Source organism: uncultured Halomonas sp., from assembly GCF_947501415.1.
In the GTDB taxonomy this organism is placed as follows: Bacteria; Pseudomonadota; Gammaproteobacteria; order Pseudomonadales; family Halomonadaceae; genus Halomonas.
In genome coordinates this window covers 17,844-36,165 of record NZ_CANMVL010000004.1, presented here as the reverse complement: position 1 = coordinate 36,165, position 18,322 = coordinate 17,844, and the positions used below count along the sequence as shown (strand labels likewise).

Annotated in this window: 17 protein-coding genes; 9 read left to right on the top strand and 8 right to left on the bottom strand. The window is 60.4% G+C overall.

What is annotated here, in order from left to right; translation table 11 throughout:
* Positions 1-1,101 carry a hypothetical protein gene (locus Q0894_RS02900; protein WP_299231327.1) on the bottom strand — a complete coding sequence of 367 codons (1,101 nt, stop codon included), beginning with the start codon at positions 1,099-1,101 and terminating at the stop codon, positions 1-3.
* Between the two features lie 164 nt (positions 1,102-1,265).
* On the opposite strand from Q0894_RS02900, the gene Q0894_RS02895 reads away from it, so the two are divergent.
* Complete coding sequence (locus Q0894_RS02895; protein WP_299231325.1) at positions 1,266-1,940, top strand: Fe2+-dependent dioxygenase; 675 nt, start codon at positions 1,266-1,268, stop codon at positions 1,938-1,940.
* A 350-nt stretch (positions 1,941-2,290) separates the two neighbouring features.
* Here Q0894_RS02895 and Q0894_RS02890 read toward each other — a convergent pair whose 3' ends face one another.
* Positions 2,291-2,653, bottom strand: coding sequence for a GreA/GreB family elongation factor (locus tag Q0894_RS02890; RefSeq protein ID WP_299231323.1), 363 nt, complete (start codon positions 2,651-2,653; stop codon positions 2,291-2,293).
* A 291-nt stretch (positions 2,654-2,944) separates the two neighbouring features.
* Here Q0894_RS02890 and Q0894_RS02885 point away from each other — a divergent pair, with 291 nt between their 5' ends.
* The 3 genes from Q0894_RS02885 to Q0894_RS02875 all read left to right on the top strand — a co-directional run bounded on the left by Q0894_RS02885 (position 2,945) and on the right by Q0894_RS02875 (position 6,061).
* On the top strand, positions 2,945-3,913 hold the full coding sequence (locus Q0894_RS02885; protein ID WP_299231321.1) for a GlxA family transcriptional regulator: 969 nt from the start codon (positions 2,945-2,947) through the stop codon (positions 3,911-3,913).
* Positions 3,914-3,993: 80 nt separating this feature from the next.
* Positions 3,994-5,229, top strand: coding sequence for a TauD/TfdA family dioxygenase (locus Q0894_RS02880; RefSeq protein WP_299231320.1), 1,236 nt, complete (start codon positions 3,994-3,996; stop codon positions 5,227-5,229).
* Between the two features lie 7 nt (positions 5,230-5,236).
* Positions 5,237-6,061, top strand: a complete 825-nt coding sequence (locus Q0894_RS02875) for an alpha/beta hydrolase fold domain-containing protein (RefSeq protein WP_366130962.1) — start codon at positions 5,237-5,239, stop codon at positions 6,059-6,061.
* A gap of 11 nt (positions 6,062-6,072) precedes the next feature.
* Here the strand turns inward: Q0894_RS02875 and Q0894_RS02870 are convergent, their stop codons facing one another.
* Positions 6,073-7,005 (bottom strand): ABC transporter substrate-binding protein, encoded by a 933-nt coding sequence (locus Q0894_RS02870; protein WP_299231319.1) that lies wholly within the window; start codon positions 7,003-7,005, stop codon positions 6,073-6,075.
* A 344-nt stretch (positions 7,006-7,349) separates the two neighbouring features.
* Between Q0894_RS02870 and Q0894_RS02865 the strand changes: the two genes are divergently transcribed.
* From Q0894_RS02865 to Q0894_RS02845, 5 genes are all read left to right on the top strand, one after another.
* Entirely contained in the window at positions 7,350-7,589 is a 240-nt protein-coding gene (locus Q0894_RS02865) for a hypothetical protein (protein ID WP_299231318.1), read from the top strand.
* A gap of 12 nt (positions 7,590-7,601) precedes the next feature.
* Positions 7,602-9,128, top strand: a complete 1,527-nt coding sequence (locus Q0894_RS02860) for a sodium:solute symporter family protein (RefSeq protein WP_299231316.1) — start codon at positions 7,602-7,604, stop codon at positions 9,126-9,128.
* Positions 9,129-9,178: 50 nt separating this feature from the next.
* Complete coding sequence (locus Q0894_RS02855; protein WP_299231314.1) at positions 9,179-9,991, top strand: FCD domain-containing protein; 813 nt, start codon at positions 9,179-9,181, stop codon at positions 9,989-9,991.
* Between the two features lie 108 nt (positions 9,992-10,099).
* Entirely contained in the window at positions 10,100-11,368 is a 1,269-nt protein-coding gene (locus Q0894_RS02850) for a Zn-dependent hydrolase (RefSeq protein WP_299231312.1), read from the top strand.
* 3 nt (positions 11,369-11,371) lie between these two features.
* Complete coding sequence (locus Q0894_RS02845; protein ID WP_299231310.1) at positions 11,372-12,787, top strand: amidase; 1,416 nt, start codon at positions 11,372-11,374, stop codon at positions 12,785-12,787.
* A 190-nt stretch (positions 12,788-12,977) separates the two neighbouring features.
* Here the strand turns inward: Q0894_RS02845 and Q0894_RS02840 are convergent, their stop codons facing one another.
* The 5 genes from Q0894_RS02840 to Q0894_RS02820 form a co-directional block, all read right to left on the bottom strand.
* The gene (locus Q0894_RS02840) at positions 12,978-13,499 is read right to left on the bottom strand and encodes a hypothetical protein (RefSeq protein WP_299231308.1); all 522 of its coding nucleotides are present in this window, start codon (positions 13,497-13,499) and stop codon (positions 12,978-12,980) included.
* The gene (locus tag Q0894_RS02835; RefSeq protein WP_299231306.1) at positions 13,496-15,058 is read right to left on the bottom strand and encodes a sodium/proline symporter; all 1,563 of its coding nucleotides are present in this window, start codon (positions 15,056-15,058) and stop codon (positions 13,496-13,498) included. The genes Q0894_RS02840 and Q0894_RS02835 overlap by 4 nt, the downstream gene beginning before the upstream one ends.
* Positions 15,059-15,108: 50 nt before the next feature.
* Complete coding sequence (locus Q0894_RS02830; protein ID WP_267491317.1) at positions 15,109-15,240, bottom strand: hypothetical protein; 132 nt, start codon at positions 15,238-15,240, stop codon at positions 15,109-15,111.
* Positions 15,241-15,337: 97 nt separating this feature from the next.
* On the bottom strand, positions 15,338-16,828 hold the full coding sequence (locus Q0894_RS02825) for a CoA-acylating methylmalonate-semialdehyde dehydrogenase (protein ID WP_299231300.1): 1,491 nt from the start codon (positions 16,826-16,828) through the stop codon (positions 15,338-15,340).
* 53 nt (positions 16,829-16,881) lie between these two features.
* Complete coding sequence (locus Q0894_RS02820; protein ID WP_299231298.1) at positions 16,882-18,225, bottom strand: aspartate aminotransferase family protein; 1,344 nt, start codon at positions 18,223-18,225, stop codon at positions 16,882-16,884.
* Positions 18,226-18,322 lie beyond the last annotated feature (97 nt).

Here is an 18,322-nt window from a genome sequence, read left to right as displayed (position 1 = left end):
TCAGTAGCGGCTGAGTGTCGCTTCCAGCTTGAACAGCCGTGCAGAGAGCTCACCCGGCGTCATCACCGGGGTCTCCGGAGCCACCGCGGACGGCCATGCCTCGAGAGTCGACTCATAGGCCGCGAGCAACTCGTCATAGGTAGCCTCCTCATAGAGGCCGGCCTGCTTCTCGAGCAGCGACCTGGCCGTCAGCACGAAGCCACGGCTGTCCTGATACTCGACAACGTTGACGAAGCGGCCGTCATCCACGGCTTCCTCGTACTCGTGCAGTGCCTGGCGCAGCAGCGCCAGCTGGGCACGACTCTGGAAGGCCACATCGTCGCGCAGCTCACCTTCCACGTCATGCATGGCGTCATCGATCGCCTCGAGCGCGGTCGTGTAGGCATCGGCCTTGCTTTCCCACTTGCCTCCACCACGCATCGTCTCGACCAGCGCTTTCAGATTCGACTCGATGCCCTTCACGCCTCGCGCCTCGAGGGCCGGCTCCAGCATCTCATAGTGCTCATGGATGGGGTGGCCGAAGTGTGGCTGGGCGGCGGTCTGCTCACCGGCCTGGTAAAGCTCGCGGGCCACGGCAAGATGGCCTTTCATCATCGCCAGGTTGGTGTAATACACCCCGGGGTTGCTGACGTCGATGGCATAGCCACCTTCGCCACCTTCGCCACCTTCGCCACCTTCGCCACCTTCGCCGCCTTCACCGCCGGCGGAGACGTTCAGATAGTCAAAGACCGCATAGGGGTCGGTCGAAGCGCTGCCTTCACCGCCCTCGCCACCTTCGCCACCTTCGCCACCTTCATGGTGGTGGCCGCCTTCTCCACCTTCACCGCCCTCACCACCTTCACCGACTTCGTGGTGGTGGCCGGCTTCACCGCCCTCGCCACCTTCACCACCCTCACCGCCTTCGTGGTGGTGGCCGACTTCACCGCCCTCGCCACCTTCACCACCTTCGCCACCGTGATCGGCCTGGGCCAGCAACAGACTATCGGGACCCTGGGTATAGTCGGCAGCGGGCTCGGCCTCTGCCCAGCCGGCAGCGCTGGTGCCGAGCAGAACGCTGGCGCCGACGCCGACCCAAAGCTTGGTGCGGGTGCTGTTTGTCATGCAGACCTCCATATTTATACATTTGACAGCTTATACGTTTGACAGGGAGTGGCCCTACAGGCCGATAGGAGCACGAGCGTAGAGTGCCGGCTCGGAAAGCTCAATGCAAACGATTCCCAGTTGTTTATAATCGTGGTTCATTTCTCGACCGACTGGAGCACCCCGTGATCCTCTGCATCGACCAGGCCATCTCCCCCGAGCTGCTCTCCCGCGTCCGGACCACCCTGACCGATGCCGCCTTCCGCGATGGTCGCGAGACCGCCGGCTGGCATGCCCGCACGGTCAAACACAATCAGCAGGCCGACGGACGTCACCCCGATATCGCCGAACTGCACAAGGAAGTGGCCAAGGGCCTGCAGGCCAACCCGCTGTTTCAGATGGCGGCACGCCCAAGGCGCATGAAACCGCTACTGTTCAGCCGTTACCGGGAAGGCATGAGCTACGGCAACCACGTCGACGATGCGATCATGGCCACCCCCCAGGGGGCGATGCGCACTGACCTGTCGTTCACGCTGTTTCTCAACGACCCTGAGAGTTACGACGGCGGCGAGCTGCTGATCGACTCGACCGCTGGCGAGCAGACTTACAAGCTGCCGGCCGGTGCCCTGATCCTCTACCCCTCCTCAACCCTGCACCGAGTCGTGCCGGTCACCCGCGGTGAGCGTCTGGCCGTCGTAGGCTGGGTCCAGAGCCAGGTGCGTGACCCCCAGCAGCGCGAGATCCTGTTCGACCTGGATAGCACTCGCCGCCAGGAGTTCGAGGTTAATGGCAAGACCCGCACCTTCGATATGCTGTCGAAGAGCCTGGCGAACCTGCTGCGAATGTGGGCCGAAATTTAACCACGCTACCGTGGACCAGCTCTTTGGGACCCGACACGTATAGAAGAATGCCCGCTGTTTAGCGGGCATTCTTATTCCATGAATTCTGGTTTTACCTTGAACAACTTACTCTGACACATCTCTCATTCTAATCCTCAAGCCCCGCTTTCAATCCAACTATCAACCCAACTATCAACCCAACTATCAACCCAACTACTCATCTGACTCATCAGTTTAAACTGAAAACAGACTCTTGGCTTTATCTCCCAGAAAGCAACTTATAAAGACCAATAACTCAATAACACTGTAGAAAGGCGCCACCCTCTCATAATTAAAGCCAATATCAGTGGGGCTGTACAGGAGTTGATTGTTTACTGAACCTCAATGATGCGCACCTCTTTTTCAAACCCCATCATCACCACTTTCACGACCTCTCCCACCTTGGAGGAGAGCAGCGCCGCGCCGAGAGGCGAGAATATCGACACCAGCCCCCGTCTCGGATTCGCCTTGCCGGGCTCTGTCAAGGTATAGGTACGCCGCTCACCCGTCGACAGGTCGACGATACGTATCATCTTGTCAATCGATGCCACGCTCGGATCCCCTCCCGCACCGGCCGCCAGTTCTTCGATCTTCTCCACGACAGATGCGTAATCGACTGGGCGCCCTCGAAAGAAGAAGGAGTGACACATACCCTTGGAGAAAATCTTGCCGACCGAACGATTTGCATAAATCACTCTAGACCTCAAAGCCACTTTCACGCCTCAAGATAAATAGCTTGCCATAGCAGCCATGTTGCATATGGGATCGTTACCGCCAAACCTCACAACCATACCCGGTATAAAACAAAAGGCAAGCCAGAAGACTTCCTCAGAAAAGATAGCCAAAACCTGTTATTTAAAATTCGCAACCAGGAAGAATCGCCAAAACTATCGAGAAAGTAGTATCATTTACTCCGCACGCACCCTTGCAGCAAGGTACTGAAGAAAAACGGCCGGCAACAGGCCACCACCTCGGCGCCCCTGATCATGATAATTCAGCCCCCCGATACCCGCCCAGAACGCATCGGCTTCCTGCTGCTGCCGCGATTCGCCATGGTGGCCTTCTTCTCGGCGATCGAGCCGCTGCGCATCGCCAACCGCATCAGTGGCGAGAGGCTGTTCGAGTGGGACCTGATCAGCCGCGATGGTGAGCCGGTAATAGCCTCCAACGGCATGACCCTGAACGTCAGCTACTCGCTTTACGAGGCCCCAGCGCTGCCCAGCCTGACGGTATGCGCCAGTTTCGAGCCACAGAGCACCATCGATGACGAGCTGGTTGCCTGGCTTCGCAGGCGCGCGTCGACGGGTTGTGTGCTGGGGGGCATGGATACCGGTTGCTACATCCTGGCCGCCGCCGGCCTGCTCGACGACCAGACGGTGACCCTGCACTGGGAGTGCTTGCCCGACTTTCGCTCCCGCTTTCCCCGGGTCGATGCGGTCGAGTCGATCTACGAGGTGACCGCCGAGGGCTTCTCGTGCGCCGGCGGCAGCGCCGCGATCGACATGAGCCTCGATCTGATCCTCCGTCGGCACGGCGAGGACCTGGCAACCCGGGTGCGTGACCAGTTGGTCCACGACCAGGGGCGCCGGCCTGCCAGCCGCCAGCGCGACCCTGTGATCCCCCAGGAGCCGCTGCTGCAACGCGCCATCGCGCTGATGGAGGCCAACCTCGAAACGCCCCTGGGCATCGGCGAGCTGGCCGACGAACTCGATATCTCCTGGCGCCGACTCGACCGGCTGTTCGCGCGTCACCTGGACACTTCCCCCCAGCAAGCCTATCTGGCCCGGCGCCTGGATCATGCCCACCGCTTGCTGCGCGTGACACCGCACAGCGTCATGCAGATCGCCCTGGCCTGCGGATTCGCCTCACCCTCGAGCTTCTCTCGCGCCTTCAGGCGACAGCATGGCCTCACTCCCAGTGAGCTGCGCCGGCAGGAACTGTCGAATCGTGCATAGTCGGTGTCGAACTCCGCCAGGCGTCACGGCCTCCTCACTGGCACTCTAGGCGGCGTTACGAATTCTCCGAGGAGGCCAAGATGACCACCGCACTTCCAGCGACACCCGATTACGACGCCTGGCCCATCGAGGCGCATCTCGAGACGCTAACCTTCTCGCCACGCCTGGTGACCGTACGCTGGAGCGATGGCCGCGAGAGCCGCTACCACAGCATCTGGCTGCGTGAGAATGCCGCCGACGACTCCACCATCAATCCCGCTACCCGGGAGCGCATCCTCGATCTCTCCGCCCTGCCCGGATGGCCGGAGATCGCCGGCGCCGAGATCGATGCGGCCGGCGCACTATGCGTGGACTTTGCCCCGGAGCAACTGCGCCTGCGCTTTCACCCAGGCTGGCTGCGTGCCCACGATTACGACAATGCCGAGGATCCCGAGGCACCGCTGGTAGCGGTACAGCTCTGGCATGGCGGCCCCGAGGCGGCCCCGGAGAGTCTCGATGCCAGCGGCCTGCTCGATACCACGCCTGACAGCGAGGCCGAGGAGACGATCCTGGCCCCCGCCCTGGAAAGCGTGCTGGGCAAGGGACTGGTGCGTCTTCGTGGCCTGCCCACCGAGCCCGGCTCGCTGGAAGCCATCGCACGGCGCATCGGCCCGGTACGCCCCACCAACTTCGGCCTGCTGTTCGACGTCAAGGCCAAGCCGGACCCGGATTCCAACGCCTATACCTCCATCGCCCTGCCACCCCACACCGATCTCCCGACGCGCGAGTATCATCCGGGCCTGCAGATGCTGCACTGCCTGGAGAACAGCGTCGCCGGTGGCCAGGCGGTAATGCTCGACGGTTTCGCCGTGGCCGAGGCGCTGCGCCAGCGCGATCCCGAAGCCTTTGATACCCTGACCCGGGTTCACTGGTGCTTCGCCAACACCGCCCGGACCACCGACTACGTCTGGTACTCGCCGATGATACGCCTGGATGATCGCGGCGAACTGCTCGAGGTACGCATCGCCGACTTCCTGCGCGGCCCATTACAGGCCGACTTCGATGAGGTGGAGTCCGCCTATGCGGCCCTGATGACCCTGCAGGCGATGCTGCGTGAACCCGAGTTCGCCATCCGCTTCACCTATGCGCCCGGTGATCTGGTGATCTTCGACAACCGTCGCCTGCTGCATGCCCGCGACGCCTTCGAGGGCTCAAGCGGCCACCGCTGGCTACAGGGCTGCTACATGGAGCGTGACGAGATCCGCTCGCGCTACCGCATAATGGAGCGTCGTCGTCGTGAGCGTCGCGTGGCAGCCAAGGGGCAACAGGAATCGTGACAGGTCAATGATGACGGTCAGTGACTTCATCACCCGTTTCGAGGCAGGGCTGACCAGCATGACCGGGCAGCCCTGGCCAGAGGCCCGCGAGCGCTATGATGCGCTGTGCCAATCCTTCGCCCCACCCGACCCGCCAGGCATGCATATCACCGATGCGCGACTAAGGGGCGTGGGGGTTCGCCGCTTCCTGCCCGCGGAGGCTCGCTCCGGCAGGGTGCTGTACGTGCATGGAGGCGGCTTTACCATCGGTTCGGTGCGCAGCCATCACGGTGTCGCCGCCAGCCTCGCCGAACGTCTGGGCCGCGAGGTGATCAGCGTCGACTACCGCCTGGCCCCCGAGGCTGGCTATGCCGAGATGCTGGCCGACTGTATTGCCGTGGCCAACGCCTGCGAACCGCTCGCCCTGGTGGGAGACAGTGCCGGTGGCCGACTGGTACTGGATCTGGCCAGCAAGTTACCCACAGTGTTGCCATTGGGCTTGATCTATCCGCCTGTGGATGGAATCGATGAGTCGAGCCTGGGCGCTTCCGCGCCCTTACTCTCCCGGGAAGAGGTGTTCGGCATCGCCGTGCACTGCCTCGAGGCACTCCCCCCTGACACGAACGCCGAGCCACCCGCACAGCAGATGGAGGTTCTGGCGGTAGCACATGACCCGCTCACCCGACCGTTGGAGGCCACTGTAGCGCGCTGGCGCCAGGCCGGGGCCAACATCGGCTATCGCTGTGCCGACGGCATGGTTCACGGTGCGCTGCACGCCCATGCGCGACTTCCCGAAATGCACAACGCCTGGCAGGGGTTCTGCCAGGCGCTGAAGGATCGGCTCGGCGCGTAACGCCGTCGAGCTTACTGGTAGAGGGCGCGTACCGTCTCGATGGCGGGTGTGCCGTCGCGTGCTTCGACGCCTCCCAGCCAGCCGGCCACGGTATCGAGATTTTCACCGATCCAGTCGCTGGCGACCTCGTCCGCCGGCCGATCCTCATAGCTGTAGCCGTGGACCCAGGCGTTCTGATCCTCGATCTCCACCACATACTGTGACAGGAAGCGGTGCAGCTGGGGGTCCTCCTCCGCCAGGCTCGCCGGCACCACCGTCCACACCGTGCTGCCGATCTCGGCAATACCCGCGCCGTCGGCGTCCTCCAGGTAGGCCAGGTCGAAGCTGACGTTCATCCAGTGCGGCTCCCAACCGACGAAGGTGAGCCACTCGCCGTCGGCCATCTTGCGCTCGGCCTGGGCCAGCATGGCCGCCGTTGAGCTCTCGCGTAGATCCCAGTCGCCGAGACCCGCAAGGTCGTTATCGATAGCCTCTAGAATGGCAGTATTGATACCGGTGCCTGCCTCGATGCCCTGTATCTCGCCGTCAAAACGATCGCGATGAGCGTCGAGATCCGCCACCGAGGTCACGCCGGCATCATGGACGTATTGCGGCACCACCAGCCCCGAGTTGGCCCCACGGATATTGGAGACCAGCTTCTCGACCTTGCCCTGCTCCACCAGCGGCTCGACCATTTCCGTCTGTACCGGGTACCAGCCCCCCAGGTAGACCTCCAGATCGTTGCGGGTCAGCCCTTCCAGGATGACACTTACCGCCAGATCGTTCTGACGTGTCTCATAGCCCATCGCCTCGATCAGCTGGGCAGCCACCTCGGACTTCACCGTCACGCCCGGCCAGGGCGGTACACCGAAGCGCACCTCATCGAGCTCGGCCATTGCCGGCCCCGCCAGCAGCATCGGCACCAACGCGGCGGAATATCTCAGGTTCCGGGAAAAAGCACTCATCTGACGCCTCCTGTGGAAAATATCTCCACAGCTTACGCCAGGGACCCGGGGGGGGCTATACGCAAGGCGAAGCATATTTTACGAAAAGCGTCACTCCTGCAGCTAAATTACATGAGTAACTTATGAGGTGATGCAAGGTGAGCTTGCGCTTCCAGCAAATCGACCGAAGCCATAAGCCCGCTAACACTCCACCTCATAGCTTGACGGTCTGGACGTTCTCGACTATTGGTATATTTATTCGCATAAATACAACAATTAGATCCACCTCGATCACCACCTTCTCCAGATGGCCTGTGTCAGACGGAGATTCCTCTCCCCCACCAACCAAAACAAGGGGATGCACAATGAGAAAGACCCTCCCACCGACGAAGCTCGCCCTTTACGGCGGCATGCTACTCGGATTCATTATGCTCGAAAGCCCCATAGTCATGGTGGCCAACAAGGTTGAGCCCATGATCATGGGTGCACCGTTCCTGCTCGTATGGAACCTGGGATGGTGGGCTTTCATCACCGCCCTTTTCCTGGTGGCCTATCTCACCAACTGGGGTAGCGGCAGCGCCTCCGCCCCCCAACGCAGCCGCTAAGGAGGTCACGCCATGACTGGTAGCATCTTCATTATTGCAGCTTTCATGATCATTCCCTTGCTCGTGGGAGTGGTTTCCGCGAGACAATCGAAGGACACCAGCGAGGACTTTTTTGTTCAAGGACGAGCAATGGGCAGCATTGCCGTATTCTTCACGGTGGCCGCCACCTGGTGGAGCGCGTTTGCCTTCCTGGGCTCCAATGCCACCTTCTATACCAGTGGACCTGTCTACCTCACCGCGCTGGCGTGGAACCTGTTGTTCGGCTTCATGTACTACTGGGTCGGAAAGCGGGTCTGGTTCCTGGGCAAGCGCTTCAACTACCTGACACCTTCCGATCTGATGGGTGACTTCTACAACAGCGAGGCGCTGCGTCTTCTGGTCGTGGTGATCACCTTGGTATTCACGGTCCCCTACCTCCAGATCCAGCTCACCGGAGGCGCCTACCTGATCGAAGTTGCCTCTGGTGGCGTTATCCCCTTCTGGCTGGCGGCTCTCCTCTTCTATTTCATTATTATTGTCTACGTATGGATTGGCGGCATTCGAGCAATCGCCTGGACAGATGTAATCTACGGTGCACTGCTATTTTTCGGAATGCTATTTGCCGGCTACTACATCTCCCACCAACTGGGAGGCCCAGCGGCACTGTTTTCACAGCTTCACCAAAGCTCCCCTGAGCATCTGACCATGCCAGGGCCAAATGGCAACATGGGATACAGCATGTGGTTCTCCCTGTTCGTCATCGTGGCGATTGGGGCATTTATGGGCCCTCAGATCTGGCTTCGCATGTATTCGGTAAAAAGTGGACGACTGTTCAATCTTATGCCCTTCCTCCTTGGGCTCGCGGCCTTTGGCTACTTCGGCTCCGTACTGACTGGTTACAGTGGTGTTCTGCTTGAACCAGGCTTGGAGAATGCTGATCAGATTCTGCCCGTCATGCTGATGAACTATGCACCATATATGATCGCCTCACTTATAATGGCTGCTGGAGCTGCTGCGGCAATGTCTACAGCAAACTCACAGATCCATGCCGTCTCTACAGTGGTGACCATGGATATTTATCAGCGCTATGTGAACCGCGAAGCGAGTCAGGCACGCATTGTGACTATCGGCCGCCTCTCATTGGTCGGGTTCTCTTTGGCTGCTTACATCCTGGCACTGACAGTCCCTGGGCTTTTGGTGACCATTGGTATCGCAGCCCTGGCCGGCACCGCCCAGCTTATCGTACCAACCCTCGGCGCGATTACTTGGCGGCGCGCTCACCCGACGGCGGCATTCTGGGGACTGATTGCTGGCATACTGTGCGTGCTGTTTCTCACCTACGGTCCGACAGTCAGCAACCCATTTGGCCTGCATGCTGGTATTTGGGGGTTACTGCTGAACGGAGGGCTCTTCGTATGCCTTAGCCTAGTGCTCAAGCGCAAGGACCACCATGTAGTCGAGCGTTTCGTGCAAGCGCGTCATGAATACGACGCAGAGTATCATCCTGAGCGTCTGGAAGGTGAAGCTAGACCTGTAGGTGAAGCGGCTACGTCCCGATAAGTACAGTGCGGGGCCTGCCCACAGGCCCCGCTTATTACAAGGAGCGGTCCATGACCAATATCCCACCCCGGCGTCGGCAAAAATTAGCTGAACTTATAAGTGATGATATCAAGCGTTGGATCGCGACTGAGGGAATGACTGAGGGTGACCGCCTCCCCAATGAAAAAGCTCTTATGGAGCTTTACGACTGCGCCAAAGGGACAGTTCGTGAGGCCCTGAAGATTCTCGAAGTGGAGGGATTGATTACTCTTAAAACAGGTCCGGGTGGTGGGGCAATCCTGCATACACCCAGCATGGAGCCTGCCAGCCGAATGTTGCGGAGCTTTCTACACTTTCGATCGCTGGATGGCCATCATGTCTATCAGCTACGTCGCCTGCTGGAAGTAGAGCTGGCCGTCTCCGTTGTAGGGAGACTTTCTGAGCAGGATCTGGAAAGCCTGACTGCCAACATTGATGCCTGCCAGTGTTGCCATCCTGGCGAGGAGGATCAACGACGCCAGCGTTTCCTCGAGCTGGAGTTTCACAATCTACTGGCCCGCGCTTGCCCCAATCCACTACTGGCTTTCATGTGCCGCTTCCTAAACGACATGCTACGAGATCTCGTGGTAGTCAAAAAAGCCTATATCCCTGAGCGGCAGCAGTTCGACAAGGCCAATCATCGCTACCACCGCGAGCTAGTCGAGGCCTTCCGTGAGGAAGATCGCGAGCTAGTAGCCAAGCTGATGGACGAGCATATGCGTGACGCTGAAGACAACATGTCGGCACTCGAAGCTGAGATGGCTGATCAGATGTTGGTTACTCATAATACACCTTACGACGATACAGCCTCGCCTCTTCGGCGACTTACCCAGTCTGAACACTAGGCAATAACGTTGCAGATTCCTTGGCACGGCCAACTGCATTACATTTTTCAATACTTACCATTAGTAAGAAATAAGCTCTCTTACAAACAACCACAACGAGGCTATCTCATGACCACAGCTAATATCCAGCATCTCATAACAGAGTTACGTACAGACCAGCAACGACTTTGGGAATCACTGATGGAGATGGCTAGAATCGGCGCCACCCCCAAGGGCGGTGTTAATCGACAAGCCTTCACCGAGCTCGATCGCCAATCACGAGAACTATTTATCGAGTGGTGTCGCGCCGAAGGGTGCAGCATCCGCATAGACGCCATCGGTAATATCTTCGCCCGTCGCGAAGGGCAGGACTCTAGCAGTCCCGCAGTACTGACAGGAAGTCATCTCGACAGCCAACCCACCGGTGGCAAATTCGACGGCGTATATGGTGTGATGGCCGGGCTAGAAGTAATCAGGACCTTAAACGAGTCCGATATCCAAACCCTCGCCCCAATTGAGGTCGTCGCCTGGAGCAACGAAGAAGGATGTCGATTCGCTCCCTGCATGATGGGTTCCGGTGTATTTACCGGTCAACTGAAACTTGAGGAAATGCTTGCCCGTACTGACGAGGACGGCGTCAGCGCCGGTCAGGCGCTAGAGGCCATCGGCTATCGCGGCACCGATCATGTAACGCCAGAGAATATCAAGGCGTTCTTCGAGTGCCATATCGAGCAGGGGCCAATCCTTGAGGACACCGGCAATACCGTTGGTGTGGTGGTGGGAGCTCTGGGACAAAAGTGGTTCGACCTCACTCTTACCGGATTGGAGGCGCATGCCGGCCCGACACCAATGGCGCTGCGACGCGATGCCATGCTTGGCGCCGCCGAGATCACGCAGGCAATCAATCGTATCGCCAAAACCTATCAGCCACATGGCCGCGGTACGGTGGGCGTAATGCAGCTACATCCCGGTTCGCGCAATGTCATTCCCGGGCAGGTAAAGATGACCGTCGATATGCGCCACTTTGACAGCAATACGCTAGAGAAGATGGCAGCCGAACTTCGCGTGGCAGTTGAGGAAACGCGCCAACGACATGGACTCGAAGCTGAGCTGGTTGCCACTGCAGACTTTGCCCCCGAGCACTTCGCCGACACCTGCGTCGGTGCCGTGCGGCGAGCAGCCGAGATGCTAGATTGCTCGCATATGGATATCGTTAGCGGCGCGGGACACGACGCTATCTTCATGGGCCGCATCACGCAGGCTGGCATGATCTTCGTACCTTGCGAGAATGGCATCAGTCACAATGAGATTGAGAACGCCACTCCCAGCGACCTTCACGACGGCTGCAATGTACTGCTTCACGCCATGCTCGAGCAAGCCGGCGTAAGCGAGGAGTGATTCATGCCCCCACAGACTTCTCTTCCAGCTCGTCTTGCCGAACTGACCGCTGTGCAAGCCCTTGAGCTCTTCCGCCAACGACAGTTATCACCGGTGGAGCTAACCCAGGACTGCCTGGCACGTATCGAGCAGCATGATCCGACGATCAATGCCTTTGCCCACGTGGATACTACTCAGGCGTTGACCGCTGCTCGTGCCGCCGAGGCGCGCTGGCATGCCGGCACCCCGTGCGGTCCCTTGGACGGCATCCCCACCACCATCAAGGATCTGACGCTAACGGCTGGTATGCCGACGCGGTTCGGCTCAGCTACCAGCGACTCTGGTGGCCCATGGGAAACCGATGCACCAATCAGTCACCACCTACGTCAGGCTGGCGCGGTAATCCTCGGTAAAACCACCTCACCGGAATTCGGCTGGAAAGGAGTAACCGACAACCCCTTGCACGGCATCACTCGCAACCCCTGGGATCACCGTCTAACACCAGGTGGCTCCTCGGGAGGGGCAGCGGTGGCGGCGGCCCTCAATCTGGGATTGCTTCATCAGGGTAGTGATGCCGGCGGCTCCATTCGGATTCCCTGCAGCTTCACAGGCACCTTCGGCATTAAGCCCACCTTCGGCTGGGTACCACAGTGGCCGGCCAGCGCCATGAGCCAGCTCTCACACTTGGGACCGATGACCCGCACCGCGAATGACAGCGCCCTGATGCTCAGCGTCATGGCCAAACCCGATGCTCGTGACGGGTATTTAGGCAACCCCCGCGCCGACGATTGGCTGACGCCGCCACCTACGTCGCTGAAAGGGTGGAGGATCGCGTACAGCCCTGACCTTGGCTATGTAGATGTGGCGCCGGATATTGCGGCGTGCGCCCGAAAGGCAGTTGAGAAGCTGCAGGACTTAGGTGCCACAATTGAAGAGATAGACCCTGGGTTTGACTCCCCCTTGGAAGTCTTCAATACCCTTTGGTTTGCCGGCTCCAGTCAGGTGCTGGAGCGCCTTGATATGGACCAACAAGAAAAGCTGGACCCTGGATTCCTGGATATTGCCCGGCGTGGCGCGGACATATCGCTAAGAGACTACCTGGCTGCCTGTCGCGCCAGGGAGCAGCTTACCGCGCAGATGCAGCTATTTCATCAGCATTACGACCTGCTGATCACACCCACCCTCCCCCTCTCTCCCTTTGAGGCAGGGCACAATGTTCCCCCCGGCGGCCCCTACAGGGAATGGATGGAGTGGACTCCCTTCAGCTACCCGTTCAACCTGACCCAACAGCCCGCTGCCTCGCTGCCCTGCGGCCTGGACGATCAGGGACTACCAGTTGGTCTGCACCTGGTCGGACCACGCTTCCAGGACCTCAAGGTCCTGCAGGTTGCCCGGCTTCTAGAGCAACACCTGCCGAATCATCCCAATCTCGACCTTTAACCGGGATGGTGCCGGGGTGGCTCCCGGCACTCCCCATTCCAATCTCCCGGCCTACCGCCTAAAACAAGCCGACAAAGGCTCGAAGCTGTGGTACGGATAAGGCACCGACAGGGGGATGAGCCAAACCGGCCTGTTCAAAGGCCCATTGCTCTTTCTTATTGTGGGGTCCCGGATGATCAAATGCGCCCGTTTACAGCAGGTAATAGCCGCCGTTGAGGGCATCGATCAGCAGGTCGAGCCCCCCATGCCGCTCATGGTGAGCAGTAACGCGCCACAAGGGTTTGCGAACGGGCTGGCAGCGCATCAACTCTAGCCCCGAGGCGCTTCGGCGCTTCAAACGATGGCGGCGCACCTGCATCACATGCTGGCGGGCCTTGCGCTCGAGGGGTGGAGTCTCGAGCTCGGGAGCAGGCAGCGTGGCAGCGCTCAGGGGGGTACCGAACTCTACGCCCTCCACTGTCGTACTGACCCCTTGACAACGATCGACCAGACAGTTCATCAGCTCCTCACGCGACATGCCCCAGCGTCGAGTGTTCCAGCGATAGAGGCAAAGCAGATACGGGAAGCCGATCGGCTCGACCCTATCAATCGTGAGCTCGGCGTCGATGCTGGCGACACGCCGTTCAAGGCCGTCGAGGGGAAGCCTGGCCTTGAGCCAGGCTTCCTGATCACCGGCGGCGTCCACCACGGGACTCTCCAAGGGATCGATCACGCCGTGCGCTCACTGAGTTTGAGCGTCAGCGCCTCATGTGCCATCTCGAAGCTTTGCTGCGCCTTCAGTGGCCTCGGCAAGGGGCGCAGTTCGGCGGTTTCCTCCATCGCCTCCAGGATATGCTCGGGAACGGGATGGCTGGCTTGCGTCATCAGGCTGGCGACGACCATCGCCAGGCTGGAGAGCACCACGCCGGCCAACATGGGGTGCAGGCCGGTCACCCCGTCCAGGGCCAGATACTGCCAGAAGAACGCCACCAGGCTACCAACAATCATCGAAGCCAGGGCACCAGGCGTATTGGCCTTTCGCCACCACACCGCGGCCACATACGCCGGCAGGAAGGCACTACCCAGTACCGAGGTCGTGAAGACAACGATGGAGAAGATCGCCGGCGGTTCGAAGACAGCCACGACACCGCAGACGGTTCCCAGCAACAGAACGATCAGCTGGGACACCCTCACCATCTGCTTCTCCTCCATGTTCGGATTGATAAACCGCTCATAGAGGTCGCGAGCCGCAATGCTCCCCGTCTGAAGCAGGATCGAGTCGGCCGTGGACATGATGGCTGCCATGATGGCAGCCATCACGATACCCACCACGGCGGCAGGCAGCAGGTTCTGGGCCAGGGCGAAGATGGCCTGCTCGGGATCATCGAGATCGGGCAGCACCAGGATGGCCAGGGTGCCGAGAATATAGGGGGCACTGACGAATACCAGGTTCCACAGAGTCGAGTAGACGCCGGCGCGACGCGCATGGAATGGGTTGCGCATTGCCATGTGGCGCGTGACGACGTGGGGCCAGCCCATATAGCCGATGGAGAAGATCAACAGGGCACCCAGCACGATTCCCCACTGCCCTTCATGGACAAGATCCTTGCCCCAGATGCTGAGCAGCGTCGGATCTATGGAAGCGATGGCCTGGTTGGCTGCCGTCAGGCCACCTACCTCCTGAAGCGTGGCGACCAGGATCCAGACGATACCGATGATCATCACGAAGCTCTGCAGAAGGTCGGTGTAGGCCACCGCGCCATAGCCGCCCATCAGGGTATAGGCAAGGATGACGCCCACGGCTATCGCCAGCGCCACCTCGTAGGGCAGTCCTGTCACCAGTTCCAGGCCCTTGCCACCGGCGATGAACTGCGCCAGTACATAGGCGCCCAGCAGGGAGACCGACAGCACCGCCGCGATCAGGCGGACCCACTTGCTGGGATAGCGCTTCTCAAGATACTCGATGGAGGTCAGTGCCCCCATGATCTGGGAGAGCTTTCGCATCCGCCGTCCGAGAACCGAGAGGTTCACCACCCCGCCACCGATATCTCCCGCGGCATACCAGAAACCATAATACCCTTGGGTATAGCCGAGAGACCCCGCCCCCAGAAACATGTAGCCACTCATGGACGTGGACTGCATCGTCATGGCGGTCACCAGAGGCCCCACATTGCGACCGCTAAGGTAGTAGCCCTCCATGCTGCTCGAGCCGCCTCGACGCATGGAGATGACACCTACGGCCAACATGCCGATGAAGTACAGGGCAAGAAACATCAATACCGTTGAGTTCACTCATTTTCTCCTGTCACGCGATTCTTGTTTTCATGACCAGCCGCCTCGACTCAGCGACCGGACTCCGAGTTCTTGAGTCCCGGCCAGCCTCGAGTTACCCAGAGGAAGCCCAGCGTGTAGAGCACCCAGAACACTGGCACACCGATGACCAGCCAGGTGGTGGATACGGGTAATCCGAACATCGTTATCTCCACTGTTTTTTGTTGATATTTTTGACGTCTCAATCACGATGGCCCCGCCTAAGCGGGGCCACCTGGTCTCAAGCCGACCCACCTGGCCTCAGGAGGGGAAGGAGAACTGCGCCCCCTCGCGCACGCCGGCGGAGGGCCAGCGTTGGGTGATGGTCTTGCGACGCGTGTAGAAGCGCACTGCATCGGGGCCATAGGCGGAAAGGTCACCGAACAGCGAGCGCTTCCAGCCGCCGAAGCTGTGATACGACACGGGCACCGGCAGCGGCACGTTAACCCCTACCATGCCGACCAGGATATTATCGCTGAAGTAGCGTGCCGCCTCACCATCGCGGGTGTAGATGCAGGTGCCATTGCCATACTCATGCTCATCGATCAGACGCATGGCCTCTTCCATGCTGTCGACCCGCATGACCAGCAGCACGGGACCGAAGATCTCTTCCCGATAACAGGTCATCTCGGGCGTCACATTATCGATCAGGGTGCCGCCGACATAGAAGCCCCCCTCGTAACCCTCGACCTTGACATCACGACCGTCGACCACGAGGGTCGCGCCCTGCTCCTCGGCACTGGCGATATAGCCGCAAACCTTTTCCTGATGCGCCTTGGTGATCACCGGACCGAAGTCGTTGCTCTTGTCGGAGAACGGGCCGACCTTGAGGGTCGCCATCGACTCCTGCATCTTGGCGACCAGAGTATCGGCCGCCTCATCCCCCACGGCCACCGCCACGGATAGCGCCATGCAGCGCTCGCCGGAGGAACCGAAGGCGGCTCCGGTCAGCGAGTTGACCACATTCTCCATATCGGCATCGGGCATGACGATGGCGTGGTTCTTGGCGCCACCCAGTGCCTGACAACGCTTGCCGTTGGCACTGGCCCGCGAGTAGATATACTCGGCGATCGGCGTGGAGCCGACGAAGCTGACGGCCTGGACGCGCTCGTCATCGAGCAGGGTGTCCACGGCCTCCTTGTCGCCATTGACCACATTGAGCACGCCCGCGGGCAGGCCCGCCTCCAGCGCCAGCTCGGCGATAAAGAGTGCCGAGGTCGGATCGCGTTCCGAGGGCTTGAGCACGAAGGTGTTACCGCAGGCGATGGCCATGGGGTACATCCACAGCGGCACCATCGCGGGGAAGTTGAACGGCGTGATGCCGGCGACTACCCCCAGGGGCTGATGCTCGCTCCAGGAGTCGATGCCTGGCCCGGTATTCTTGCTGTGCTCCCCCTTGAGCAGCTCTGGCGCGCCACAGGCGTACTCGACATTTTCGATACCGCGGGCAAGCTCTCCCTGGGCGTCGTGGGAAATCTTGCCATGCTCTTCACCGACCAGGCGAACGATCTCCTCTGCATGCTCCTCCAGCAGCTGTTTGAAGCGAAACATGACCCGAGCCCGCTTGGCCGGGGGGGTGTTGCGCCAGGCGGGAAAGGCCGCCTGAGCCGTGGCGATGGCCTCTTCGACGGTCGCCTTGCTGGCCAGGCTGACCTGGCCCTTCACCTCACCGGTGGAGGGGTTGTAAAGATCCTGGCTGCGCCCTTGGCGATCGACACGAGCGCCGTTGATCAGGTGGCCGAGTGCTGTCATGTATTACCTCTTGCTGTTGCGTTGTTGTGGGAAAATTCCGCCGTGAGAAAGGCTCAATCCAGCTCGCCGATGACCTCACCAAGCACATTGACGACCCGGTCGATCTCCTCTTTCTCAACGATAAAGGGCAGGCCCAGCTGGATGGTGTCGGCGCCATAACGCACATAGAAGCCCTTCTCCCAGCACTTCATGGCGATCTCGAAGGGGCGGCGGGCCGGCTCGCCGGGGTAGTGTTCGATCTGTAGGGCACCGGCGAGGCCGTAGTTGCGAATATCGCTGATATAGCGAGTCCCCTTGAGGCTATGCAGGGCATCCTCGAAGAGCGGACTCATCTGGCGCACCCGCTCGATAAGATTGTCCTGCTCCAGAATATCCAGTGAAGCCATGGCCGCGGCGCAGGCCACCGGATGACCGGAGTAGGTGTAGCCATGGGGCAGCTCGAGCATATAGTCGGGTCCACCCTGCTCCATGAAGGTGTTGTAGATCTCGCCGGTGACCATCACGCCACCCATGGGCACCGCCCCATTGGTGAGCTGCTTGGCGAAGTTCATCATGTCGGGAACCACCCCGAAGGCGTCGGCACCGGTCATGGCTCCCATGCGCCCGAAGCCGGTGATCACCTCGTCGAAGATCAGCAGGATATCGTTGGCATCGCAGATCTCACGCAGACGCTGCAGGTACCCCTGGGGCGGAGGAATCACGCCAGCCGAACCGGCCAGCGGCTCGACGATGACCGCGGCGATATTGGAGGCATCATGCAGCGCGATCAGCTCCAGCAGATCCTCGGCCTTCTCGGCGCCGCGCTCGGGCATGCCCCGGGTAAAGGCGTTCTCGGCCATCAGGGTATGTGGCAGGTGATCCGCGTCCACGCCCTGACCGAACAGCGCTCGGTTGGCACCGATGCCACCCAGGCTGATGCCGCCGAAGTTGACCCCATGATAGCCCTTGGCCCGGCCGATCAACTTGGTCTTGGTGGGCTTGCCCTTCTTGCGCCAGTAGGCACGGGCGATCTTCAGGGAAGTGTCGGCACTCTCGGAGCCCGAGCCGGTAAAGAAGGCGTGGTCCAGCCCTTCCGGCGTCAGTTCACGCAGTCGATGGGCCAGCTCGAAGGCCTTGGGGTGGCCAAACTGGAAAGCCGGCGCATAATCCAGCTCGCGCAGCTGCCGGCTGACGGCATCGGCAATCTCGGGGCGAGAGTGACCGGCACCGCTGGTCCATAGTCCGGAAAGGCTATCGAAGACCCGACGGCCATCGGCATCGATCAGATAGCTACCCTCGGCACCGACGATGATCCGCGGGTCGCGCTTGAACTGACGGTTGCCGGTGTAGGGCATCCAGTAGGCATCCAGCTGCTCGGCGCTCAAGCCGGCGGCGTGGCGAAACTGCTGTGCGGTCATGATGTTGACCTCCCCTGTTGTAACGATCTGCCGTGCTGCAATGGCGATCTATTGTTGCTATCGGTTGTAAGTATCGATTGTCGGTGTCGATGTGCAT